General features: G+C 40.1%; 23 protein-coding genes and 1 pseudogene. 2 read left to right on the forward strand and 22 right to left on the reverse strand.

Features of this window, described 5'->3' with window-relative positions:
* Nucleotide 1: 1 nt before the first annotated feature.
* From nanB to N8L33_RS02295, 6 genes are all read right to left on the reverse strand, one after another.
* Entirely contained in the window at nucleotides 2-2,095 is a 2,094-nt protein-coding gene (gene nanB / locus N8L33_RS02270) for a neuraminidase NanB (RefSeq protein ID WP_101782322.1), read from the reverse strand.
* Nucleotides 2,096-2,111: 16 nt separating this feature from the next.
* The gene (locus tag N8L33_RS02275; RefSeq protein WP_000730332.1) at nucleotides 2,112-2,945 is read right to left on the reverse strand and encodes a carbohydrate ABC transporter permease; all 834 of its coding nucleotides are present in this window, start codon (nucleotides 2,943-2,945) and stop codon (nucleotides 2,112-2,114) included.
* Nucleotides 2,945-3,829: a carbohydrate ABC transporter permease gene (locus N8L33_RS02280; RefSeq protein WP_000237988.1), complete on the reverse strand. Its 885-nt coding sequence runs from the start codon at nucleotides 3,827-3,829 to the stop codon at nucleotides 2,945-2,947. The genes N8L33_RS02275 and N8L33_RS02280 overlap by 1 nt, the downstream gene beginning before the upstream one ends.
* 78 nt (nucleotides 3,830-3,907) lie before the next feature.
* Nucleotides 3,908-5,245, reverse strand: a complete 1,338-nt coding sequence (locus tag N8L33_RS02285) for an ABC transporter substrate-binding protein (protein WP_223330392.1) — start codon at nucleotides 5,243-5,245, stop codon at nucleotides 3,908-3,910.
* An 18-nt stretch (nucleotides 5,246-5,263) separates the two neighbouring features.
* Nucleotides 5,264-5,716 carry a YhcH/YjgK/YiaL family protein gene (locus N8L33_RS02290; RefSeq protein ID WP_223330393.1) on the reverse strand — a complete coding sequence of 151 codons (453 nt, stop codon included), beginning with the start codon at nucleotides 5,714-5,716 and terminating at the stop codon, nucleotides 5,264-5,266.
* A gap of 24 nt (nucleotides 5,717-5,740) precedes the next feature.
* Nucleotides 5,741-6,439 (reverse strand): N-acetylmannosamine-6-phosphate 2-epimerase, encoded by a 699-nt coding sequence (locus tag N8L33_RS02295; RefSeq protein ID WP_001135679.1) that lies wholly within the window; start codon nucleotides 6,437-6,439, stop codon nucleotides 5,741-5,743.
* A 394-nt stretch (nucleotides 6,440-6,833) separates the two neighbouring features.
* Here N8L33_RS02295 and N8L33_RS02300 point away from each other — a divergent pair, with 394 nt between their 5' ends.
* On the forward strand, nucleotides 6,834-7,763 hold the full coding sequence (locus N8L33_RS02300) for an Rpn family recombination-promoting nuclease/putative transposase (RefSeq protein WP_261058263.1): 930 nt from the start codon (nucleotides 6,834-6,836) through the stop codon (nucleotides 7,761-7,763).
* Nucleotides 7,756-8,232: pseudogene (locus N8L33_RS02305) on the forward strand (Rpn family recombination-promoting nuclease/putative transposase); the annotation flags it as partial. The gene N8L33_RS02300 and the pseudogene N8L33_RS02305, both read left to right, overlap by 8 nt.
* 558 nt (nucleotides 8,233-8,790) lie before the next feature.
* Here N8L33_RS02305 and recG read toward each other — a convergent pair.
* The 16 genes from recG to nrdR all read right to left on the reverse strand — a co-directional run bounded on the left by recG (nucleotide 8,791) and on the right by nrdR (nucleotide 24,630).
* Nucleotides 8,791-10,806: an ATP-dependent DNA helicase RecG gene (gene recG / locus N8L33_RS02310; RefSeq protein WP_261058267.1), complete on the reverse strand. Its 2,016-nt coding sequence runs from the start codon at nucleotides 10,804-10,806 to the stop codon at nucleotides 8,791-8,793.
* A gap of 18 nt (nucleotides 10,807-10,824) precedes the next feature.
* The gene (gene alr, locus N8L33_RS02315; protein ID WP_261058269.1) at nucleotides 10,825-11,928 is read right to left on the reverse strand and encodes an alanine racemase; all 1,104 of its coding nucleotides are present in this window, start codon (nucleotides 11,926-11,928) and stop codon (nucleotides 10,825-10,827) included.
* Complete coding sequence (acpS, locus tag N8L33_RS02320; protein WP_261058271.1) at nucleotides 11,918-12,280, reverse strand: holo-ACP synthase; 363 nt, start codon at nucleotides 12,278-12,280, stop codon at nucleotides 11,918-11,920. The genes alr and acpS overlap by 11 nt, the downstream gene beginning before the upstream one ends.
* 44 nt (nucleotides 12,281-12,324) lie before the next feature.
* Complete coding sequence (locus N8L33_RS02325) at nucleotides 12,325-13,356, reverse strand: 3-deoxy-7-phosphoheptulonate synthase (protein WP_000864042.1); 1,032 nt, start codon at nucleotides 13,354-13,356, stop codon at nucleotides 12,325-12,327.
* Nucleotide 13,357: 1 nt separating this feature from the next.
* Nucleotides 13,358-14,389 (reverse strand): 3-deoxy-7-phosphoheptulonate synthase, encoded by a 1,032-nt coding sequence (locus tag N8L33_RS02330; RefSeq protein ID WP_261058273.1) that lies wholly within the window; start codon nucleotides 14,387-14,389, stop codon nucleotides 13,358-13,360.
* Between the two features lie 80 nt (nucleotides 14,390-14,469).
* Nucleotides 14,470-16,983, reverse strand: coding sequence for a preprotein translocase subunit SecA (secA, locus tag N8L33_RS02335; RefSeq protein WP_261058275.1), 2,514 nt, complete (start codon nucleotides 16,981-16,983; stop codon nucleotides 14,470-14,472).
* Nucleotides 16,984-17,128: 145 nt separating this feature from the next.
* Complete coding sequence (locus tag N8L33_RS02340; protein WP_261058277.1) at nucleotides 17,129-17,416, reverse strand: hypothetical protein; 288 nt, start codon at nucleotides 17,414-17,416, stop codon at nucleotides 17,129-17,131.
* A 10-nt stretch (nucleotides 17,417-17,426) separates the two neighbouring features.
* Nucleotides 17,427-18,077, reverse strand: coding sequence for an ABC transporter ATP-binding protein (locus N8L33_RS02345; RefSeq protein ID WP_261058278.1), 651 nt, complete (start codon nucleotides 18,075-18,077; stop codon nucleotides 17,427-17,429).
* A 3-nt stretch (nucleotides 18,078-18,080) separates the two neighbouring features.
* Nucleotides 18,081-18,722, reverse strand: a complete 642-nt coding sequence (locus N8L33_RS02350; RefSeq protein WP_261058332.1) for a hypothetical protein — start codon at nucleotides 18,720-18,722, stop codon at nucleotides 18,081-18,083.
* Nucleotides 18,715-19,506, reverse strand: a complete 792-nt coding sequence (locus N8L33_RS02355) for a hypothetical protein (protein ID WP_261058279.1) — start codon at nucleotides 19,504-19,506, stop codon at nucleotides 18,715-18,717. Before N8L33_RS02355 ends, N8L33_RS02350 begins: the two co-directional genes overlap by 8 nt.
* 128 nt (nucleotides 19,507-19,634) lie before the next feature.
* A complete protein-coding gene (locus N8L33_RS02360; protein WP_033677744.1) occupies nucleotides 19,635-19,970 on the reverse strand; it encodes a hypothetical protein in 336 nt (111 codons plus the stop codon).
* Nucleotides 19,971-20,055: 85 nt separating this feature from the next.
* Complete coding sequence (gene der, locus N8L33_RS02365) at nucleotides 20,056-21,366, reverse strand: ribosome biogenesis GTPase Der (protein WP_001207696.1); 1,311 nt, start codon at nucleotides 21,364-21,366, stop codon at nucleotides 20,056-20,058.
* 13 nt (nucleotides 21,367-21,379) lie between these two features.
* Entirely contained in the window at nucleotides 21,380-22,093 is a 714-nt protein-coding gene (locus N8L33_RS02370; RefSeq protein ID WP_261058280.1) for an NADPH-dependent oxidoreductase, read from the reverse strand.
* Nucleotides 22,090-22,986, reverse strand: coding sequence for a primosomal protein DnaI (gene dnaI, locus N8L33_RS02375; RefSeq protein WP_261058282.1), 897 nt, complete (start codon nucleotides 22,984-22,986; stop codon nucleotides 22,090-22,092). The genes N8L33_RS02370 and dnaI overlap by 4 nt, the downstream gene beginning before the upstream one ends.
* Nucleotides 22,987-24,156, reverse strand: coding sequence for a replication initiation and membrane attachment family protein (locus N8L33_RS02380; protein WP_261058286.1), 1,170 nt, complete (start codon nucleotides 24,154-24,156; stop codon nucleotides 22,987-22,989).
* A complete protein-coding gene (nrdR, locus tag N8L33_RS02385) occupies nucleotides 24,157-24,630 on the reverse strand; it encodes a transcriptional regulator NrdR (protein WP_001203672.1) in 474 nt (157 codons plus the stop codon).
* Nucleotides 24,631-24,674: the final 44 nt, after the last annotated feature.

A 24,674-nucleotide genomic window follows, 5' to 3' on the forward strand; every position in this document is an offset into this window, starting at 1 on the left:
TTTATTTTGTTAAATCATTAATTTCCAAATCTATATACTGAACTACATTGCTTAAATGCAATTCATTTCTTGACCATGAATCATATTTTTCAAACAATACACCTATGTGATGATTTGGCAATTCTGTAATCGCAGAATAAGCATAACCATACGAAGGCAAATCAATGTCATAGTGGTATTTCCAATCGATACTATCATCTTCTTTATTGACTAAACCGACAACTAATTGACCTCCCTTACGGCCATTTCTAGAATTTGGTGTACTCAAAATGACTGCTTCTTTTCCATCAACTAATTGAGAGTATTTAATTGCAGATACTTGTGTACCATATGAAGTTTGTTGAATTCCATCGATATACGAAACTTCTGACCATGTTTCTCCAGAATCTCTACTAGTCATATAGGCAATCTTACCTGTAGTAGTTCTAAAGAATGTTCTAATCACACCATCTCTCATTTCAACCATTTGCGCTTCTGCTGTCGCATTCTTAAACGGAATTGAAGCTGAGGATTTCTTCCATGTTTGACCACTATCATCAGAAATGAGATAAGTTAGTTCGCCACTAGTATATGTTGCAAAAATTAATCTATTACTTGATTTTAATGCTAAACCTTGTCCGGGACATAAGTAAGTTCCATTATGTTTTTCTCCTAAGAACGGAGGCAATAACTTAAATTGTTCCCAACTTTCTCCTCTATTCTGACTAGTTGTCATTGCTATATAATTAGTAGGAGTCACTTTAAATAAAGAGTCTTTGTAGAAAACATTCATAGGAACCTGTTTTCCATTGTGTGTTTCTCTTAAAGAACCACTATCAAAATCAACCGAATATTGTTCAACTGTTAAAGACTTACCTCCCTCCAAAACTTCATACTTATCATTTACAGTATAATTTGTAGGTTTATTAGTCGTTTCATCGTAAACAACTCCATTTTCTCTAACTGTATAACGGAAATCATTATCTCCATTCTTCTTTAGTTTTAAATAATAATGACCGTTTATTTCTTTAAAACCTGAATCAGATTTGTTTGCATTATTATTTCCAATACCAGCAGGCATAACATCAGCTAATAATATTGTTTTCCCAGATTTTCTATCTTCAACAATGGATGAATCTATAAATGAAGCACTTCCACTAATTTGGCTATTCTTTAATTTATTATCTCGTGGCCAGTAAACCAACTGCTCCTCATAGTCATTAAACTTCATAGCAAAAGTTGGCTCACTCCACGTTTTCCCATTATCATCACTATAAGAAGTCGCGATATTAATCTTACTTTTAGAATCATGAGTTCCGCCATAACGTGCATCAATACTTGATAGAACTCTTCCACTGCTTAATGTATACAATGTCGGTATTCTAAAATAGTTAGCTTGAGTAGAATCTCCTGATTGGAAAATTAACTGAAATGGATTTGACAAGGGAATAGTTGAAACTTCCTGATCACTAATTGCTTTATTAAATAGACTGATTTCATCAATGCTTCCTTTTGCGAGGTAATGATCCTTGCCTTCACGATTAACAGCCCCTAGTGTTGCCTTATCTATACCATTTATATTTGAAATTGGCAAAAATGTATCAACTGTTTCAGAGAACACTTCTATACCATTAACATACATTGTGTATGTCTTATCTTTAGAATCAGATACAAATACGAGTGTATTTTCAACTGCCTGTCCTTTATGCTTTCCCCATAGTGAAGCTGGTCTAGAAAATAAATAATTTATTCCTTTTTGGGCGTCTCTTATTTCTACACCTATCTCACCAGAATCTCTCATGAAAATTGAAAAGTAATTATTTTTAAAGCCTGCTTTACTATTAGATAGACCAAACAAAGCTTGAAGCGAGTTTGGTTTATCTGCTTTAAATTTCATTACTACTGTCTGACTCTCTCCAGATAATTTATCTAATAACAAAGGGCTAATATCTATACTCTTATTGTTCAGTTGATATGAACCTCCTTGAAAAATAGGAGATATGGACAGTTGGCTATAGTTTAATTCATTCGCATGAATCAAAGTGGGTACTCCCATTAAAAGACTAATTCCTACAGCAGAAATTCCTAGTTTTGAATAAAGACCTCTCTTATTCATTTTTTCCTTCTTTCGTCTACTTCACAGATCCTTCTGATAATCCACTTGCAATTTTATTTTGGATGATAGAGAAGAAAATTATTGATGGAAGAACTACAATAACAGATGCTGCCATCATATCTCCCCAGTCTAAAATTTCTGAACCGTTAAGAGATCTAAGAGCTACTGCTACTGTCATCTTTCCTGTATTATTAATCAAGATCAAAGCATACAAGAATTCATTCCAAGCATTGATAAATGTATAAATAGCTGTTGCTACAATACCTGGTGCTACAATCGGTAGCACAACTTTATAAAACGTAACAAATTTATTTGCACCATCAATTCGAGCTGCTTCTTCAATTCCAATTGGAACTGTTTGGAAAAATCCAACTAAGAGCCAAACTGCATATGGAACACTAAAAGATAGATAAACCATCATCAAGCCAAATAAACTATTTGTTAACCCAACTTTAGCAATGGCAATTGAATAGGGAATTGCTAACAAAATTGGTGGGAAAATGTAGGTAATGACAAGTAATCTCGACATGATTGCTCCCAATTTAGGGAAGAATCGAACAATACCATAAGCTGCCATAGCAGAAATAATAATCGCAATAACAGTTGTAGCTAAGGCAATGATTAAACTGTTTCGAATGTTATCAATAAAGTGCAAATCGTTGATAACATGAGTGAAATAATCCAATGTAAATTGTTCAGGCCAAAATCGTGTTGGATACTGAGTTAATTCCCCTTTACCTTTGACAGAAGATATAATAATCCATACCAATGGGAAAATTGCAACAATGGTCGCACCAATCAAGAGTACATGTGAGAGAATATCTAAATAAATACCGGATTTCTTCTTCATTATTTTCTACCCTCCTTTTCCCACTTACTGATGATAGCAAAGTAGATAAAGCAAATTGCCACCAAGAAGATAAAGAGCAATACTGTAACTGCTGAAGCACGACCCAACAATTTAGTTCCCCAACCTAGGTTGTAGGCAAAAATTGGAAGCGTCGTTGTAGCATTGGCTGGTCCACCACCTGTAATTAGGTAGATAATGTCAAAGTTATTAAAGATCCATACAGTTCTCAAAACAACTAGAAGCCCTACAACCACTTTAATATGTGGAAAAACGATAAATTTGAACACTTGCCAACTTGAAGCACCATCTATCTTAGCAGCCTCAAATTGTTCTTCTGGTACTGTTTGCAAAGCTGAAAGCACATTAACCATAATCATCGGCGCTCCAAACCAAATGTTGATAAACACCAAACATAGGAATGCCCATGTACTATCTGTCAAAAATGCAGGCGTATGTTCCATTAAACCTAATTTTACGATTAGATTAGGTAAGTAGCCATAAACTCCGTTTAGAATCCACTGCCAAGAAAAGGCAATAACGATTGTAGGAAATGCCCAAGGAACAATCAATAAGGTCCTATATAATTTCTTGAAGTGGCGTACTCTGTGAAGAGCTAAAGCCAATACAAATCCTACTAAAACTTGACCAACTAATGAGAAAACGGTCCACTTAATTGAATTAAAGAACGCATTAAAGAAGTTGGGATCTGATAGCACAGCTTTATAGTTAGCTAAACCAACAAATTTATAATTAGGCATAATCAAATGCTTATTGGTAAAGCTATAAAAAATACTCGAGAAAAACGGATAAACAAAGAGTAATCCTACGATAATCATAGCTGGCAAAACAAATATCCAGCGAGTTAAATTACGTTCTTTAACCATTCTCCTTCTCCCTTCTTTTACAAGATTGGGCTAGGGCTTTTCAGCTCACTAGCCCACCTATTTTCTAGTCTTTTACATCTACTGAGCAGCCTCAAATAAATCGTTTAATTGTTTTTCTGCTTCTTTTGCTGCTTTCATAGGATCTGTTCCATTTGAAATGATATCTTGGAACATTTGTTCAATAATGTGTTGGTTAGTCAACATACCAGCTTGTACACTTGGTCCATTTTCATAACCAATAGCAGTACCTTTTTTAACAGCTTCAGTAATTACTTCTTCAGCATGTTTAAATTTCTTACGAGTTTCATTTTCTTTATAGGCTGCAGAATCGCTAATCCCCTTAATAGTTGGCAACATACCTACTGGAGTTGAATCAAGGAATTTAACGTAGTCTTCTTCGTTATAAAGTGATTCTAAGAATGCTTTAGCAACTTCTGGGTGTTTTGAATTTTTCCAAACAACCATTGGAATGTTTGAGGTTTCAATTCCTTGGTCCTTATCAGATTCTTTGATTTTTGGAATAGGATAAGCATCAATCGAATCAATCAATTGAGGACTGTTGGCATTAATTCCTCCAATATGGAAGCCAGAGTTAAAGTCAAATGCTGTTTTTCCTTGATAGAACAAGGTAGCTTGTTGAAGGACATTAAAGTTCAAAGAATCTTGAGGTGAAATTTCTTTATACATTTTAACCCAGTATTTAATACCATCTTGAGCAAGTTGACTTGTCAAATCTGCTTTAAGATCTTTTGTTAAGAGACTTCCACCACCACTACGTACGTAGAAGTTCAAGAAACGTGTTGCCATTAAGTCATTTGTTCCAAGCGGAACAGATAAGCCATAAACTCCAGCTTCTTTCAATTTTTTAGAAGCTTCATAGAGTTGATCCCAAGTTTTAGGAACCTCAATATTATGTTCTTTTAACAAATCTGTTCTAACCCACATGACTTGTGCATGTGAATAAAGAGGAACAGAGTAGTAATCATTCCCGATTTTTGCTTCATTTAAGGCAGTTTCGTTAAATTTATCCTGTCCAATACGCTTGATAGAATCGTTTAGTGGAACCAAAGCATCTGAGTTTACCATTTCCATTACTTGGTTAGGAAGGGCTGTACTGATATCTGGCACATTTCCATTTGCTAAACCTGTAGTCCATTTAGTATAGAAGTCATTCCAAGAGAATGTTTCAATCTTGATTTTCGTTTTTGGATGCTTTTGCATGAAAGCATCTGCTGATTTTTGAATACTTTCTAAACGTGGTCCTTGAGTAAAGGAGTGCCACATTGTAATCTCACCAGATAATTCTGTCGGCGGTTCAGTGTCAGCTGTAGTTTCTTTCTTTCCTGAACAAGCTACCAAGGCAACGGCTGCTAGCGCAACTCCAGCTAGACATAAAAACTTTCTCATTTTTTTCATTGTTCTTCCCTTTCTACATTAAGAAATCGCAACTTTAAAGACAACTTTTTTCACAGGTTCATCATTTATACGAACCTTCGGTTGATGTAAATCTTCTGGAAAAGTGATGAGGCATTCGCCAGCTCTCAAATGAACTAACTGTTCCACTTCCCCTGTGTATAATTCAATATCTTTCTCATCATCATATTTTTGGGTAACGCTTACATTTTCCGGCGACGTAACAGCCATGGCTTCTTCGTTTTCCAAAACTAAATGAATATCCAAATATTTTTGGTGAGTTTCAAAGAAGGCTCCTGCTTGACCGTCTGCTAGATAAGTAAAGCAATTTCCAAACAATCGATCACCATCGATATCAATCGGACCTTCTGTTAAATTTTCTAGTCCTGTTTTTTCTAGAAAATCTATTAATGTTGCAAAATGTGGATTGACTCCCACATAAGTTCCTAAACGACTGATTTTAGTGATAATCATACTCAATCCCCCTTTCTTTATTTGTTATTTAAGACCAGCAACAAAGCGTTCTGTAATCTCTTTTGGTCTAGTAATGGCGCCACCAACAACGATGCCTCGCACTCCGTATCCCAGGATTTGTTTGGCTTGTTCTGGTGTATGAATTTTCCCTTCTGCAATGACATCTACACCGGCATCACAGAGTTTTTTGATTAATTCAAAATCGGGACCATCCACTTTTGGACTGTAAGACGTGTATCCTGATAAGGTTGTTCCGACAAAGTCAATTCCTGCTTCAACAGCTGCCAATCCTTCCTCGAAAGTACTTGTATCAGCCATCAAGAGCTGGTTAGGATATTTCTCCTTAACCTGACGAATGAACTCTTGGATCTCCAAACCATCATAGCGTTCACGCTTGGTACAATCCAGAGCAATCACCTCGATGTCCAGTTCTGCCAATTCATCAACTTCTTTCATAGTAGCAGTGATGAAGGGTTCTTGTGGTGGATAATCTCGTTTAATTATCCCAATGATTGGAAGGTTGGTAACCTCCTTGATTTCCTTGATATCGCGAACACTGTTTGCTCGGATACCGACTGCTCCACCTTGCTCAGCCGCTTTGACCAGCAAGGGAATGACTCCTCCCGCTTCTGTATAAAGCGGTTCGTGAGGAAGGGCCTGACAAGAAACGATGATTCCATCTTTGATTTGTGCAATCAAAGCTTCTTTAGTAATCTGTGGCATCCTCTTTCCTCCTTTTCTTTGTTCTTATGAGTTGATTATATATCATTTATGAAGCGCTTTCAATACTTTGTAGTAGGATAGATTACAGTTTCAAAAGTATTTTATAGAACAGCTGTTTCTGAAAGTAGTTTCAGAGAAGTCATCTATCTTATACTCTTAGAAAATCTCTTCAAACCACGTCAACGTTGCCTTGCAGTACTCAAGTACAGCCTGCGGCTAGTTTCCTAGTTTGCTCTTTGATTTTCATTGGGTAACTTCTAAAACTAATTTCCAGTTTTGGGAGAGAGATGGAAGTTACTTTGAAAAGTTACGCTTTTTTCCGAATAAATAGATAGAACCATCGAATCTAACAAAATTAGATTTCAAACTATGGTATAATAGAAGGAGGAAATGGATGATTTTAAGACATCCGGGCATCAGCCCAACCAATGACTTGGTTGCTAAGAAAATCTTTAGCAATCCAGAAATCACTTGTCAATTTATTCGCGATATGCTGGACTTGCCAGCCAAAAATGTGACCATTTTGGAGGGGAGCAATATTCATGTCTTACCTTCCCTGCCCTACTCGGCTCAGGATTTTTACACTAGTATAGACGTTTTGGCAGAGTTGGACAATGGAACACAGGTTATTATCGAAATACAAGTACATCATCAGAATTTTTTCATCAATCGCTTGTGGGCTTATCTATGTAGTCAGGTCAATCAGAATCTTGAGAAAATTCGCCAACGTGAAGGTGACACCCACCAGAGTTACAAGCATATCGCTCCTGTTTACACAATCGCTATTGTGGATAGTAATTATTTCTCAGATGACCTGGCTTTTCATAGCTTTAGCATGCGAGAGGATACGACAGGTGAGGTCTTAACTATCACAAATAATGGACAAGAAAACCATCTGGTCAAGATGGCATTTTTGGAATTAAAAAAATACAGAGAAACCAGCAAAGACGAGGTTCGTAAACCGTGGTTGGAGTTTTTTGGTAATAAGCCCTTTACTCAAGAACCCGAGCGAGCCATCAGCCAAGCAGACCAACTGCTAGATTACAAGAGCTGGTCCGAGGAGGACAGGAAGATGTTTAGTCAACTACGTATGCGTGAAGAACAGGCATTATTGGCTCATGATTATGCCTTGGAAACTGCTAGGGCAGAAGGGATTGAACAGGGGTTGGAACGTGGTCTTGAGCGTGGGAAAGTTGAAGGAAGGGAAGAAGGGAAACTTTTTGCATTTCTGGATATGGTACGCCAACATGTTTTAACTTCCGAATTTGCAAGTGATCAATTGGGCATGACTGTCGCTGAGTTTGAGGCGTTATTGAAAGATTAAGACCATCACAAATAACGGTCAAGAAAACCACTTAGTCAAGATGGCATTCTTGGAACTAAAAAAATACAGAGAAACCAGCAAAGACGAGGTTCGCAAACCATGGTTGGAGTTTTTTGGGAATAAACCCTTTACTCAGGAACCCGAGCGAGCCATCAGCCAGGCAGACCAACTGCTAGACTACAAGAGCTGGTCCGAGGAGGACAGGAAAATGTTTAGTCAACTACGTATGCGTGAAGAACAGGCATTATTGGCTCATGATTATGCCTTGGAAACTGCTAGGGCAGAAGGGATTGAACAGGGGTTGGAACGTGGTCTTGAACAGGGACTGGAGCGTGGAAAAGTTGAAGGAAGTTTGTCTATGCTACTAAATCTAGTCCGTCAAGGTCTTTTGCCTTCTGAAGTTGCCAGTCAACAGTTGAGTATGACTGTCTCTGAGTTTGAAGAACTATTGAAAAAGCATCATAAATAAGAACTAAAAAATATAGAGAAACCAGCAAAAATAAGGCTCTCAAGCCGTGGTTGGAGTTTTTGTAAATCATTAAATCAATGACAGATTTTTCCGTAATAGATGGAAGAATCTGTTTTTTAGTTATGCTAGATGTGGGCTCTGAAATAGTAAGATATAGTGTATTGAAATAAGATATGAACAAAGAAATTAGGAAAGTCAAATTATAGTTAAATGAAATAAAAACTGAACAAATTGATTGCGGAATTCAAGCTAATTTCTAGCAACGTTTTAGAAAACTCGGTGGACTATTTCGGATTCAATCTACTATAATTTCTAGAATTTTTTTAGAATCCGCAATGTGCTATTTTAGATTCAATAAATTGTGCTTTTAAAAACGAAAAAAGAGCATCTCCGCCCTTTTTCTCCTGTTCAATCTTAATTTTTTGCTTCTTTCTTTTGGAAAGTGGTTTGGTAATTTACTTTAATCGTTACTGTCATATGAGAGTCCTCGTTTCTTTTTGATGACTCTAGTATAAGGGTCAAACCTGAAAGCTAGCTTAAGTTTTCCCTAAAGAAAGCTTAATCTAAATGTTCTTTCTTTTCCAAATGAAGGGCAATCATGCGCCATTCTGGATCCTCTTGCCAGCCTTCTATCGAACTAATGTAGCTAGCAACCTTTCTGGCTTCTTCTAAAATCGGAAAATCTTCGATAATATCAGCCACTTGGAACTCTGGGAGACCTGACTGTCTGGTTCCAAAAATCTCACCTGAACCACGCATTTTCAAATCTTCTTCCGCAAGGACAAATCCATTGGTGGTTTCTGTCATGATACGCATGCGGTCTTTCCCAGAATCCGTCTTGGGATTGGCAACGAGAACCGCATAGGACTGCTTGTCTCCCCGACCCACACGACCTCTAAGCTGGTGAAGCTGGCTGAGACCGAAGCGATCGGCATCCATGATAATCATAACTGTCGCATTTGGAACATTAACCCCAACCTCGATAACCGTTGTCGAAACCAGAATATCCGTTTTTCGTTCTTTGAACTCCTGCATAATATGGTCTTTTTCATCACTCTTCATCTTACCATGTAAAAGAGCCACTTCTGCCTTGCCTCCAAAATGAGCTGTCAACTCCTCTGATAAGGCAATAGCATTTTTCAGATCTAGAGCTTCTGATTCTTCAATCAAGGGAGAGATGACATAGGCTTGAGAACCTTTTTGAATTTCCCCCTCTAACCAAGTCAAGACCTGAGGTAATTGCTCATGTTTGATCCAGCGAGTCACAATAGGCTTCCGCCCTGCTGGCATCTGGTCGATAATGGAAACATCCATATCGCCAAAGGCTGTGATGGCCAAGGTTCGTGGTATGGGAGTCGCTGTCATCATGAGTACATCTGGATTGTCGCCTTTTTCTCTCAAAACACGCCTTTGCCCTACACCAAATCGGTGCTGCTCATCGATGATAATCAAGCCCAGACGAGCATAATCTACCCCATCCTGAATCAGAGCGTGGGTTCCGATAATCAAATCAGCCTCACCCTTGGCAATAGTCTCCAAGACTTCTCTCTTTTCTGCAGCTTTCAAGGAACCTGTCAAAAGAGCCAGTTTCAAGTCTGGAAAGAGGTTCTGTAAACTCTCAAAGTGTTGCTCTGCAAGGATTTCTGTCGGTACCATGAGGGCTGATTGGTAGCCAGCTGTCACTGCCGCAAACATAGCCAAACCAGCGACTACCGTTTTTCCACTCCCCACATCCCCTTGTAGGAGACGATTCATGTGGTGGTCCGACTTCATGTCGGTCAAAATTTCCTGCAAACTCTTTTCCTGAGCTGTGGTCAGGACAAAAGGCAGCCTTTCTTTGACTGCTGTCACTTTTTCCTGAGACCAATTCAGGACCAGACCACTTCCCTGAACTCTATTTTCAGACTTGAGCGTCTGCAATTGCATTTGGAAATAAAAGAGTTCCTCAAATTTAATACGGCGAATGGCTTGCTTGTATTCTGCCAAATCCTTGGGGAAATGCATAGCACGAACTGCCTGACAACGGGACATGAGTTTGTATTTATCGAGCAAAGACTGGGGAAGATTTTCCTCTATCAAGAGATCCAGTCCCTGATCAAAGGCTGTCTTGATAACTTTGACCAGACTGGCCTGACTGATTCCCTGAGCCAAGCGATAGACAGGTTGGAGGTCATCTTCCACCTGAGCCAGAACCTTCATCCCTGTCAGGCTAGCCTTGGCGCGGTCCCATTTTCCAAAGACAGCAAGGGTTGCTCCCAACTCTATCTTATCTGCTAGATAGGGCTGGTTAAAGAAATTTACCGCAAAAACAACTTCTCCCTGCTTGAGGCTAAAACGCAGGCGATTACGCTTAAAACCATAATACTGGACACTGGCAGGAGTCACGACTTGACCAGATAGGACTGCCTTCTCCCCGTCCTCTAGTTCCAATACTTGCTTGGTTTTGAAGTCTTCATAACGGAAAGGAAAGTAGAGCAAGAGGTCTTGCAAGTTTTCAATTCCTAATTTGGCGTATTTTTCTGCTGACTTTGGTCCCACACCAGGTAAGACATGCAAGGATTGATGTAGATTCATGCTCCACTCCTTTCTTCTTTAATAATATTCTCTCGAAATGCGATCGCTGAGGAGACAAACCACTTCATAGTTAATAGTTCCACGGTAGGTCGCTACCTGAGTAGCTGTGATCTCCTTGCCCCCATTAGAACCAATGAGGGTGACTTTTGTTCCTAAGGGATAAGTCTTAGGCAGACGAATGGTGATTTGGTCCATAGAAACCCGCCCAACGATTGGGCAAGCTTGGCCATCTACCAAGACAGCGAAATTTTGCATGTCTCGTGTCCATCCATCCGCATAGCCGATCGGTACGGTCGCGATGACTTGCTCGCTGTCCGCCTGATAGGTAGCTCCGTAGCCCATGCAAGCTCCAGCTGGAACTGTCTTGACATGGACCAGGGCAGATTGCAAGGTCAAGGCTGGTGTCAAATAATAAGGCAAGTCCAAAACCTCTCCGCTAGGATTAAGACCATACATAGCATCTCCCATACGGACCGCATTGAAAATAGTCTCTGCATGCCAAAGGGTCGTTGCCGAATTACTGGCATGAACCAGCTCTGGAAGACCTTTCATACTAGCTAAAATAGTTTTAAACCGTTCCAACTGCTCATTAAAGTAGTCATCTGACTCTTCATCAGCAGTCGCAAAGTGGGTAAAGATTCCTTCAACACCAGCACCGTGTTGTTGGAGTAAATTTTGAGCCTGCTCAGCCTCTCGAGCCTCTCGAAAACCAATCCGTCCCATTCCTGAGTCAATCTTGAGGTGGACTGTCAAACCTGATAGATCTGCTTCCCTATCTAAGAGTGCTTGAATCCACTCCAATCCAGCTACTGTCAAGGTGATGTCGTATTCTTTAGCAAGAGAAACAGCTTCGATTTCAGAAACTCCTAAAATGAGGATTCGTTTGCTGAGTCCAGCCTGTCTGAGTTCAATGGCCTCATCAATATTCGAAACGCAAAAACCATCTACATCATCTTGAATAGCCGTCGCAACAGCAACAGCCCCATGCCCATAGGCATTAGCCTTGACCACTGCAAATTTGAGCGTTCCTTCAGGGATATGAGCCCCCATTTGCTGAATATTGTGTCGAATAGCTCCCAAATGAATCAGAGCCTTAGTTGGTCTATGTGGACTAGCTTTCATGATTTTCCTCCAAAATGACACTGGCTGTCACAAACTGATCTGTGTGGCTGATAGACAGCCAAATCTTTCCTGAAAATGGTGTCTGACTAAAATAAGGCGCCCCGCGTTCATTATTCAAGATTTCCAAATCCTGAAAACCGAGCTTGCCAATACCAGTTCCCATGGCCTTGGAAAAGGCCTCCTTAGCCGACCAGCGACCTGCCAAATATTCGATTTGTCTGCGCCCTTTAAGACTGTTAAATCGCTCCATTTCCTTAGCTGTCAGCACGCGCTTGGCAAATCCTTCATGTCGTGTAACTGCGCTTTCTATCGAAGCCAATTCTTCGATGTCAATTCCGTGTCCAACTATCATTCTCATCAAAAGGAGTTGAGATTCCCCAACTCCATCCTTTTCACTTATTTTGTCAAGGTAGCATAGATTTCTTCTACCAAGGCCTCTGTATTTTCCCAACCTAGGCAAGGGTCGGTAATGGAGCAACCAAAGACCTCTGGTTGATTTTGACGACCATCTGCTAGGTAAGATTCAATCATAAAGCCTCGAACTGTCTTTTTAATCTTCTCATTCCAATCACGATTTTGCAAGGTCTGACGAACAATTCGAATCTGCTCCATATATTGCTTGCCAGAATTATCATGGTTTGTGTCAATGAGGATAAAGGGATTTTCAAGTCCCATGGTTTCATAGCGCTCAATAGCATTTAGCAGGGTTTCATAGTAAAAGTTAGGCTCATTTTTCCCATATTCATTAACTGCTCCACGAAGGATGACGTGAGCCAAGGGATTTCCTGAAGTCTCAACTTCTTGGCCATGGAAGAGGAAGGTTTGTTTGTTTTGAGCAGCATAAATACCGTTAAACATAACCCCAAGATTTCCAGAGGTTGGATTTTTCATCCCTACTGGTGCATCAATCCCTGAAGCCACAAAGCGGTGCTCTTGGTCTTCCACAGAACGAGCCCCAACAGCATGGTAGCTGACCAAATCATCTACCAAGACCAGATTTGACGGATAAAGCATCTCATCTGCCGTTGTCAAACCAGTCTCTGTAATCACGCGGTAGTGCAACTGGCGCACAGCCTGCAAGCCGTTAATCAGGCTTGGAGCCTTAGAAGTATCTGGTTGGTGAACCAAACCTTTATAGCCATCTCCGTTGGTGCGAGGTTTAGCAGTATAAACACGCATAACCATGAAAATCTTGTCCGCCACCTTCTTCTGCAAGGCGGATAAACGGCGAGCATATTCCAAGACAGCCTCTTCATTATCAGAAGAGCAAGGACCAATCACCAAAAGGATACGGTCATCTTCTCCTGAAATAATGTCTGCCAATTCTCTATCACGGCGCTCCTTTAGTCGCAAGGCTTCCGCAGACAATTGGGTTTCTGCCTTGATTGCTTCAATATCGATTTCTTGACCTTTTTCAATAAATGCCATCTTATTCTCCTAGCGTTTGGTAGATTTCTCTGACAAGGGCTTCTGTATTTTCCCAGCCTAGGCAAGGGTCTGTGATAGACTTGCCAAATACTTCCGGTTCGTTTTGACGGCCGTCTACTAGATAAGACTCAATCATAAAGCCACGAACGTACTGCTTGATTTTTTCATTCCAATCACGATTAATCAAGGTCTGGCGGACAATTCGAATCTGGTCCATATATTGCTTACCAGAGTTGTCATGATTGGTGTCCACAATGATAAAGGGATTTTCCAAGCCCATTTTCTCATACTGGGCAATGGTATCCATCAAATTATCATAGTAGTAGTTAGGAATATTCTTACCATACTCATTAAGAGCACCACGAAGAATGGCGTGGGAAAGCGGGTTCCCAGTTGTTTCCACTTCTTTTCCTAAGAAAAGGAAGCTTTGTTTGTTTTGAGCAGCATAAATCCCATTAAACATGACATTGAGATTTCCAGAGGTTGGATTTTTAAAACCAGTCGCGAAATCTGCCCCACTTGCCACAAAGCGGTGTTGCTGGTCTTCAACTGAACGGGCACCAACCGCCATGTAAGAAATCAAATCATCTACAAGCGGAAGATTTTCAGGATAAAGCATTTCATCAGCAGTAGTCATACCTGTTTCCGTGATGACACGATAATGAAGATGGCGAACGGCTTTGATTCCATTTATAAGACTAGGCGCTTCTGTCGCGTTAGGCTGGTGAATCAAGCCCTTATAGCCATCTCCGTTGGTACGAGGTTTGGCAGTGTAAACACGCATAACCATAAAGATACGGTCTGCTACTTCTTCTTGCAAAGCTGCCAAACGTTTAGCGTACTCAAGAACAGCTTCTTCATTGTCAGATGAGCATGGCCCGATTACCAAGAGAATCCGCTGGTCTTCTCCACGTATAATGGCTTCTAGCTCTTGATCGCGCTGTGATTTTCTCTCCAAAGCTTGGCCTTCTAATTTTGATAAGGCACGAACTTCTTCAATATTAATTTTAGGACTTTTTGCTGTAAATACCATAACTCATCTCCTTATAAATCAAACGGATACCAAGTAAAAATTTACTTTTCACAAGGTATCCGCCTCTAAACTATCTCATTTTATTGTCTTTTACCGTGACAGTTTTTAAACTTCTTACCAGAACCACATGGGCAAAGTTCATTCCGTCCAATCTGGCTCAAATCCAGATTTTCTGGCATATTTGCTTGGTGGGCAGCGATATTGCGAGTCGCTGTTGTACTGATATGGTGTTCTGCTTGTGGTCTTTCTTGTTCATGAATTTGTGCTTTCATCATCAAGCGTGTCACATCAAACTCAATCGAACCAATCATATCATTAAACATACGGAAACCTTCTGCCTGATACTCAACAACAGGGTTGTTCTGAGCATAACCACGAAGTCCAACCGCGTTACGCAATTGATCGAGGGCATCGATATGATCTGTCCACTTGTTATCTACCACTCGTAGAATCAAGACTTTTTGGAACTCTTTAACTGCTTCTTCATCGCGTAATTTTGAAACCTGACTATCGTAAACCTTCAAGGCACGTTGGAAGAGCTCTTCCTTGATGGCCTTATCAGACAAGCCAGACAAATCTTCCATCGTAATCGAATCTTCTGGAAGCAAGTTGTACTTAGCAAAGTTCAAAATTGCCTCTAGTTTTTCATCTTGTTTGGCACGCGCATGACCATCAACGACACGACCAATCGTGCGTTTGATCATAGAGTGAATTTCAGGTGCCAAGTCACGATCTGCAGTGATAACGTCGTAACGTTGAGCGTAGATAATTTCACGTTGTTCACGCATGACGTCATCGTATTGAAGGACTTGTTTACGGGTATCGTAGTTATTTCCTTCAACACGTTTTTGCGCTGCCTCAACCTGACGTGTCAACATACGAGACTCAATCGCCTCTTCAGACATGTTCAAGCGTTCAAAGATTCCCTTCAAGCGTTCAGAACCAAAACGTTTCATCAAATCATCTTCAAGAGATAGGTAGAATTGTGACTCACCTGGATCTCCTTGACGACCTGAACGTCCACGAAGCTGGTTATCGATACGACGGCTTTCATGACGTTCTGTACCAATCACACAAAGTCCACCCAATTCACGAACCCCTTCACCAAGCTTGATGTCGGTACCACGACCGGCCATGTTAGTCGCAATGGTAACAGCACCACGTTGACCAGCATTCATAATGATTTGGGCTTCTTTATAGTGGTTTTTGGCATTCAAGACTTCGTGAGGAACGCCAGCTGCGACTAATTTCTTAGAAATGTAGTCACTGGTTTCAACCGCTACTGTACCAACCAAGACAGGCTGACCTTTTTGGTAACGAGCCTTAACGTCTTCGACAACCGCCTTAAACTTAGCCTCGATACTTGCATAAAGAAGGTCTGAGTGGTCAATACGTTGAACAGGACGGTTGGTTGGGATTGGAATAACACGAATGTTGTAAATTTCACGGAATTCTTCTTCCTCAGTCTTACCTGTACCTGTCATACCAGACAATTTCTTGTACATACGGAAAAGGTTTTGGTAAGTGATTGAGGCAGATGTCTTGGTTTCATCCTGAATTGGCACACCTTCTTTAGCTTCAATAGCTTGGTGCAATCCATCAGAATAACGACGACCTTCCATGGTACGACCTGTAAATTGGTCAACGATCAAGATTTCTTGCTCTTCGCTCACCACATAGTCAATATCGAGAAGCATGATATAGTTGGCACGAAGGGCGTTATCGATAAAGTGAGTCAGAGCTACGTTTTCGATGTCATAGAGATTTTCAAGCTTGAAGTAGCTTTCAGCCTTGTCAATACCTGAATCAGACAAACCAATAGTCTTAGACTGCACATCGATGATGTAGTCGTCTTTATCCAAAGATTTTACATAGTGGTCTGCCATGTGGTAGAGCTGACTAGTTTCAACTGCATTAGCACCTGATACGATCAATGGCGTACGGGCTTCGTCAATCAAGATTGAGTCAACCTCATCGACCAAGGCATAGTTGAGCGGACGTTGTACCATGTTTTCAGCACGAACGACCATGTTGTCACGAAGGTAGTCAAATCCGATTTCTGAGTTGGTTGAGTATGTAATATCACACTCATAGGCTTCTTTTTTCTCCATTGGAGATTTAGCAGCCAAGTTAATCCCTACTGACAAACCAAGCCATGAGTACAATTCACCCATCTCAGTCGCGTCACGTTCTGACAGGTATTCATTGACCGTAACTACGTGGACCCCTTTGCCTGAAAGGGCATTGAGGTATACGGGCATAGTCGCAGTCAAGGTTTTCCCTTCCCCTGTACGCATCTCTGGCACGTCACCATGGTGAAGAACGATTCCCCCCATGACCTGAACCTTATATGGGAAGAGTCCTAGGACACGTTTGGCACCTTCACGGACAACCGCAAATGCTTCATAAAGCAATGAATCCAGAGATTCTCCATTTTGATAACGTTCTTTAAATTCAACTGTTTTTGCTTTTAGTTGGTCGTCAGTCAAAGCAGCCATTTGGTCTTCGTATTTGAAAACTTTGTCGGCCATCTTTTCCAGACGACGGATTTCTCCTTTATCATTTTCGATAATTGTTTTTAAAATATTAGCCATGTTTTTCCTTACTTTAAATTCCGAATATTTTAGAATGTTCTTTTAATTTTAGCACAATTACTGATTATTTTCAAGGAAGAATCCCCATTTTGAAAAGGAAAAAGAGGCTAGTTTCCAAGCTAACCTCTCTGACTTTTATGATACTTTAATTGCCAAAAATCGGCAAAATGGCAAATAGGATAAATAGATTAATCCAAAGAGAAAGACAGCAGATAAGTCCAAAAACAAAGAGACTGACTTTCTTGGACAGCAAGGCCATCAAAATAGACAGAATACCAAAAACTAGCAAGACTTTCTGCATACTGAGGAGGTCAATCTTTCCCCCCAGAATCGGACTGCCCCAAGGAAGAAAGAAGAAAGCAATCCAGATCAACAGAACTAAACCAATATAGACCTTGGAATAGCGTGTAATAAATGATTTTAGATGTGCCATAAGCTACCTCCTAAGCTTGTATATCTTTTGAATACTGTATATGCCCATTCTCGACAAATAATACCTCTGTACAAAGATCTGAAATATCTTCCGATATGTGCGACGTCAGGATAACCAAACCATTTTCTTTTTTCAGATAAGATAAAATGACCTGTTTGGTTAACCCCACACTCTTCTCATCTAAAGCATTCATAGGTTCATCGAGAAAGAGTATAGATGGTTCGGCAATAAAGGCTTGAATCAAGGCCATTTTTTGCTTCGTTCCTAGGGATAAATGACGGTACTCAACGTCTTCAAATTCCTTTAAATCATAATATTGGATCCAATCGGCAATTCTTTTTTCAGTAATGTCAGATGAAAAATACCTTAACAATCGCAAATTTTCTCTCAGAGATAAATGAGATAAAAACTCGACTTTTTCAATTAAAATCCCTGCATCCTGAATATAATGATTTTTTATCCCGTAGACTTTCCCGTCTTGAAGAACTTTTCCTTTATCAAGCTTAATATAACCAGCAAGTATCTTTAAAAGAACTGTCTTACCAGATCCATTATCACCTTTAAGACCGTAAATATTTCCTGATTGAAAGACCAGATTTAACTCATTTAAAATAGGTCTTTTCCCGTAATTTTTCTGTCCGTTTATAATTTCAAGTCTCATCGTTTATCCTTTCTTAAACGACTCTTCTAACCGACTAGCAATCAAAATAACTAATAGAGTTAAGAGTCCTAAATATACTATTACAATATGATCCATCATCCATTCTTGTCCCACAAATGCTAAAAAGTATAGAAAAAACGAAAAGCCAGCGCCTACACTAATAAGTGCTATCAGATAAGACAGTAACAAATACAACATCATTAACTGAGCAAGTAAAAAGAAGAGAGCAACTGTTTTAAAATGAATTCCTAGAGGAAGTAAACCAAGAAACCAGACAACTAAATCTTGAGTAAAAAATTTAGAAATAAGAACCAATCGTTTCCTTGTATAATCGAAAAAGGAGGTTGATTGATAGCGAATCAAGTGATGGTAATGGTCTGCCAAATCACTTTCAAGCAAAATGACAGAGAGCCATCCTACCATGAAAAGCGAAAGGTTTAACAAGAGTTTGGGGATTTCTAAATTCGCTTCAGAATAGTCATTATAGGAAAAGATTGAAATCAATTCCCTCTTGAAAAAGAGAAAAACATCCTGCTTTTGAACCGCTATTGACAATAGATAGTTGATCAAAATCATCATCAGAACTATACGAAGTAGTAAAACGATCTTTCTCTTTAGCCAAATATTGTTAAAATTCTTAAACATTATCTTCATATTTTTCAAGCACCATATAAGAGACGATGTAAAGGATGTAAGGAGTAAAGAGTTTCATCAAACTTACATCTCCATAGCTAGATTGCATCAAACTCGTCATAGGAACCATATAGTATGGCAAGATACTATAGAGTAACATAGAACCAAGCCAAAGAAACATCAAATAGGCGATTGCCGAACGAGTCACATTCCCTAAATAATCAACTATTTTTAAAAAATAGACCGTATTGATGAAGATACCGATTAGAAGGACACCTATAAAAAATAGATAACTTTTTATCTCTCCATCCAAGAGCATTTGTAAACTACTTCCATCAGAAAATAAAGAATTCCATTCCAGAGGCGAAAAAGTCCCAAAGAAATAGGTTATGATTGCAATTATCAGCACAGTCACTAAATATATCACACAAGGGATACTTGCAAGTTGAAGAGTCAACTTTCTTTTTAACCGTTGATAACTCACTTCTCTTCCAATACTCAATCGTAAAACTTTATTTTTCAGCTGAATGTATTGAAAACCTAGTAAAGAAATGATAATTGGAATAATAAATGATTGATAAAAACCTAAGTTGAACTGGAGAATACGAAAATCTAAAGCTGATTTTAATAAGTCATTTTTAATTGCTTGTCCATCGAATTGGGCTAGGTCAGGCGCATGAATATCAAAAAAGAAATAAGTCATCAAAAAATCACGATAAACCAAAGCAAGAAAAATCAAAGTAAGCAAGACATAAACAAATTTATGCCTTGCCAAAGTTAAGAGAGGAATCTTCATAAGCCACCTCCTACAAATAGAAAGTAATATAATACTCAATGAAAATCAAAGAGCAAACTAGGAAACTTGTACTTGAGTACGGCAAGGCGACGTTGACGTGGTTTGAAGAGATTTTCGAAGAGTATAAATCAATGCTTGCCTCCTTTAGACTTCCCTAGCTCCCGTCTCAAGCGAAGCATTTTTTTGAAACAGAAATAAGTTAACCTATTCAGACCAATAGCTAGCAGAATAAAAAGAAACCAAATGCCCCATAACTTGATATCTGTCACATTTCTCAAGACGATATTGAAAAACAGAACTGAAATAACTGTCCAAGCAAGGCTAAAAAGAGCATAGAGGGGGATGTAAAACCAGTAAAAATAGTAAAAAATTGGGAAAAATTTACTATCTCTATCGGCCTTTTCAATCCAGCTGAAAAAGTAAAACCAGGGAAATAAGATTATCAATTTAAACAAATGTTTCATCACCAGCCCCTCTCGATTTGACAGCGCTTTCTTTATCTTCATTCTATCAAAAAAATCTGGAAATGTCATTCCAGATTCTGCTTTTTTATTTACGTTTTCTTGCGATGAGATGAATCGGTGTTCCTTCAAAGACAAAGGCCTTGCGGATTTGATTTTCCAAAAAACGTAGGTAAGAAAAGTGCATAAGTTCTTCTTCGTTGACAAAGATAACAAAGGTTGGTGGTTTAGTTGCCACTTGGGTCGCGTAGAAAATCTTAAGGCGTTTTCCTTTGTCTGTCGGTGTTGGGTTGATGGCAATGGCATCCATAATGACATCGTTCAAGACAGCTGATGGGATACGTGTATTTTGACTTTCGCTGATTTGCTTAATCATCTCAGGAAGCTTGTGGAGTCGTTGCTTAGTCAAGGCTGATACAAAGATAATCGGTGCGTAAGGCAGGTATTGGAACTGCTCACGAATATCTTCTTCCCAGTTTTTCATAGTATGGTTGTCTTTTTCAAGTGTATCCCACTTGTTGACCACGATAATCATTCCTTTACCAGCTTCATGGGCAAATCCAGCGATACGCTTGTCGTATTCACGGATACCCTCTTCCGCATTGATGACCATCAAGACCACATCTGAACGGTCAATAGCACGCATGGCACGCATGACAGAGTACTTCTCGGTATTTTCATAAACCTTACCAGACTTGCGCATACCAGCCGTATCAATCATGGTAAACTCTTGGCCATCTGTATCTGTAAAGTGGGTATCAATGGCGTCACGAGTGGTTCCAGCAACGGGACTGGCAATGACACGATCTTCTCCCAAAATAGCATTGATCAAGCTTGATTTTCCGACGTTAGGACGACCAATCAAGCTAAACTTAATCACATCTGGATTTTCTTCTTCATATTCATTTGGAAGATTTTCTACAATAGCGTCTAGCACATCCCCTGTACCGATACCATGGACAGATGAGATAGGCAGTGGTTCACCCAAACCGAGAGCATAGAAATCATAGATATCATTTCGCATCTCAGGGTTGTCCACCTTGTTAACTGCGAGGATAACTGGTTTATGGGTCTTATAAAGCTTACGGGCCACGTATTCGTCCGCATCGGTAATTCCTTCCTTACCAGACACGACAAAGACGATAACATCTGCTTCTTCCATGGCAATTTCTGCCTGGTGCTTGATTTGTTCCATGAACGGAGCATCGACATCATCGATTCCTCCTGTATCAATCATGCTAAAAGAGCGATTGAGCCACTCACCCGTCGCATAGATACGGTCACGTGTCACTCCTTCAACATCTTCTACAATGGAGATTCGCTCACCAGCGATCCGATTAAATAGGGTTGATTTCCCAACATTGGGACGTCCTACAATGGCAATAGTTGGTAGGGCCATAATTTCTCACTTTCTACAATAACTTTTTCTGTTCAAGATTTTTTCTAGTTGAGCTTGGTTCAGTTTGACCAAACTGTTCTGCTAGGCGTTGACTCCAACTTGTGGTCGCACGCGCCCCAGCATAGTCAGCCTGTACACGGTCATAAGCCTCAATCACATCAACTGTCTGTTCCTGATATTCTTCCTCAAATACCACTTGATTCAATGGCAAGCGAGGTTTAACTTCATGTTCTTCATTTGGAAGACCCAGTGCCATCCCAAAGACAGGGTAGGTGTAGTCAGGCAGGTTAAAGAGCTCTGCCACTTCTTCTGACTTGTAACGAACCAAGCCAATGATAACACCACCATAGCCCAAACTTTCAGCTGTCAGCAGGGCATTTTGACCAGCAAGAGCCGCATCGACCGAACTAATTAAGAGACTTTCTACACCTTGAGGTTGGAAGGTGTCAGTATGAAGTCGGGCTCCCTTTTCTGCTCGGTTCAAATCTCCGACAAAGAGAAGGAAAACAGCAGACTGGCGAATAGCTTCTTGAGGCACCAATTCATACAAGACATCTTTCTTTTCTTGACTTCGTACCACAATCACAGAGTAGGATTGAAAATTCTTCCAAGACGAGGCCATCTGAGCTGCTGTCAGGATTTCAGTCAAGTCCTTCTGAGGGATGACTTGCTCCTTAAATCTTCGCACAGACTTATGAGCTTTCATCAGTTTAATCGTTTCTGTCATCGACGGTTCACTCCTTCTAAACGAGTCTCCTCAGCCAAATAACGGATGCGTTCCATGACCCGTCTAGCTTCCCAGGTTTCGTCATTTCCATGCTTCCCTTTAGCGAAATGCAGCTCCAAGTCTTCAAAGTTGAAGTTGGAAGTGAAAAAGGTCGGTAAGTTTTCCTGCATCCGATATTGGAGAATGACTTGCAGGATTTCATCCCGCACCCAAGCTGTTGATTGCTCGGCACCAATATCATCTAAAATCAGGACTTCAGACAGCTTAATCTCATCCACCAAGGTCTTGACATTGCCATCACCGATAGCATTTTTGACATCAATGACAAAGCTAGGATAGTGGAGGAGAGTTGATGAAACACCACGTTTTTCTGATAAATCATGGGCTAAGGCAGCCACCATGAAACTTTTCCCCACACCAAAGTCTCCATATAAATAAAGACCTTTTCGAATAGCTGGATATTGCTCTACGAAGGCTAATAGCTTTTCAAAAACTGGCAAGCGACCCAAATCATCCAAGTCGACTTGAGCCAAACTAGCTTTCTTGAGACTGGCTGGCAGATTGATTAACTTGAGACGGTTCTTAATAGCCGCTTCTTTTTCCGCTGCGATTAGTTCAGGAGTTTCTTCATAAGAAACATCCGCATAGCCATGGTTCATGACCAAAATAGGCTTATAACCTTTGGCAATATAATCCGTATCCCCACGAAGAAACTTGTCACGCTCGGTGATGTACTGATTAAACTTGGAGATACTGCGATTCAATTCCTCTGGAGTAAGGGATTCTTGCTGGATAAAGGCCACAACATCAGGATCCTTCATGATTTTCTGGACCAAATCTTGATAATGAAAACGGCTAGGTTGACGTTTGAGTACGTCTCCGACACTTTCCATCTAATCTCCTCCTTTTTCTAATCGAGCTAATAGTTCTTGTTTCTTACGTTCTAATTCCAGACGAGTTTCCTCGCTGGTTTCATTCTTATAATCTGGATTGCTCCACTTGGGTACATTGGACTTGGTAGGACTGGGATTACTGCTTTTTTGAGCCTGACTCTTCTGCCCACGTTCACGGATGCGCAAGACTGCCTCTTCTGCCGAATGAATCTTTTGATAGGCATAGTCATTGGCTACCTTCATGGCATATTTCTCATTGATATTTGCCGAATCTACCTTATTAAAGGTCAACAAGAGAATGATATTGATGACTTCATCCAGCAAGCCCAAGCCAGCCATCTGTTGCAAGAGTTCTCTTTCTGTTTGGGTAATGTTCCCCTTGCGTGTTTGCTTGATTTCTGCCAAGAACTGCAAGGCCGTTTTACTTTTGGCTTCTTTGATAATGGTCGTTTCCTTAGGATTAAAGTCAGAGGAAACTGGTTTTTGAGCAATTTTTTCCCGCATGCGTTTGGTTGAAATGACCTGGGAAACAGCTGTCGACTTGGCCAATTGATAGGTCTCAAACCAAGTCCATTTCTTCTCCTCAGCAATAGCAAATAAGTTCAAAACATCGGACTGCTCATCCGCAAAACGAAGCCCATCTCGAGCCATCAGCTGACGAAAATGGTCTAAGTCAAAATCGTTGGCCACTTTCTTCTTGAGACCAAGGTCTTCTTGACTTCCCAGTTCTGCCAAGTCTGGAAAGACTTGATTGAGTGAGACAGGTATTTCTTCTCCCTCCGTATTTTCAAGTTTCAAATCCTCCACCGCTGCATCGCCAATCTTTTTCTCCAAAAGTCTGCGATAAACAGGATGTTTCAAGAAATCCTGACTTGAAAGAGGAGCATGGATAACTATCTGATAGGTATCACCCTTTTGATAGAGGGTCAAGAGATTAAAAGCAGATAGGATTTTCAAGGATTTTAAAAGTCTATCCATCCCAAAATTGAGATGATTGAGAATGCTTGAAAAGAGGTATTCCTTTCTGCCATTATCCCAAAAACTAATCGTATAAAGATAAAGGCTCAGTGCCTCCTGACCGATAATCGGGAGGTAGCACTGTACCAGAGATGAGGTATCTTGCGACACCCGATTATTCTTTAGATAAGAAAAACGGTCAATTGGCTTCATTTATCTTTCCTTTTTCTTTTTAGAGGACTGGGTGATTTGTTGGAGCAGGCTCTCTAACTCACTGACATCCTTAAAACTACGATAGACACTGGCAAAACGTACATAAGTAATCTCGTCCAGTTCAGCCAATTCCTCCATGACGAGTGAACCAATGTCCTCACTTTGAATTTCATTTTCATTTCGACCACGGAGTTTCTGTTCGATACGATTGACTACCATGTTGATTTCATCACTTGACACAGGACGTTTCTGGGCTGAGCGGATAATCCCATTAAAGATTTTATCTCTGGAGAATTGTTCCCGTGTGCCATCTTTTTTAACAACCACTAAGGTTCTTTCTTCTACTCGTTCGTAGGTTGTAAAACGGTGCTGGCATTCGTCGCACTCACGTCTTCTACGAATAGTGTTCCCTTCTTCTGCTTGGCGACTATCGATAACACTTGACTTGGTAGCCCCACATTTTGGACAACGCATCCTTTCCCTCCTTATCGTTTTCTTTTCATTATACCATTTTTTAA

Source organism: Streptococcus mitis, assembly GCF_946188695.1.
Taxonomy (GTDB): Bacteria; Bacillota; Bacilli; order Lactobacillales; family Streptococcaceae; genus Streptococcus; species Streptococcus mitis_DF.